This window comes from Psychrobacter sp. 1U2 (genome assembly GCF_051847575.1).
Window position 1 is genome coordinate 1 of record NZ_JBPYDC010001200.1, and the last position, 670, is coordinate 670.

A 670-nucleotide genomic window follows, 5' to 3' on the forward strand; every position below is an offset into this window, starting at 1 on the left:
AAATCCTGGTTGTGGCAAACGTTGAATACGCCGAGCTTTAATACTGGTCGCAACAGAGACAATGCCTTCGACCAAAAGTTTATTTGAGGCTGATTGCGTAATGTCGTACAGTGATAGATACTCTTTCATCAGCTCAGCGTCTTGGGCGGCAAGTGATAAAAAATTTAAACTAATGAGTGATATCAGTCGCCAGCGCTCTTCACCGGTGTATTCAAAACGTGCGGTTCTGGTTGGTTGCTTCAACAATGACAGACTACTAAAGCCAGTCATCCCTTCACTAAACAGATCACCACGACTTTGACCGAACACCACTTGGGCAGGCAAGTCTCTATTGGTGCATAGCAAAGAAGCACTCATACTGACCGCACCTGATAAATCTTCGCGGCTCTTTTCTACAAACATGATCTGATATTCAAAACCCTGCTTAAATTCAGCCATATCCTTATCACGCTTAATATGATAATAACGACCGTCATCTTGCTGCTCATAATGATTCAGCGCATAAAATGGATGATACTCACGCTGTACTAAACGATTATCATTTTGTTTGGATTCTATAACTTTATTGACCTCATAAATTTCATGCTGAAAGAGCGCGCGGGTATCGGGCACTAAATCATAATAGATGGAACGATGAGTCACTTGAATGGGCTTGGCTGCTGCTTTGAAT

Annotated in this window: 1 protein-coding gene; it reads right to left on the reverse strand. The window is 42.2% G+C overall.

What is annotated here, in order from left to right:
* The coding region (locus ACS8FD_RS21195; RefSeq protein ID WP_439277320.1) for a type VI secretion system baseplate subunit TssF at positions 1-670 on the reverse strand (670 nt) is incomplete at both ends.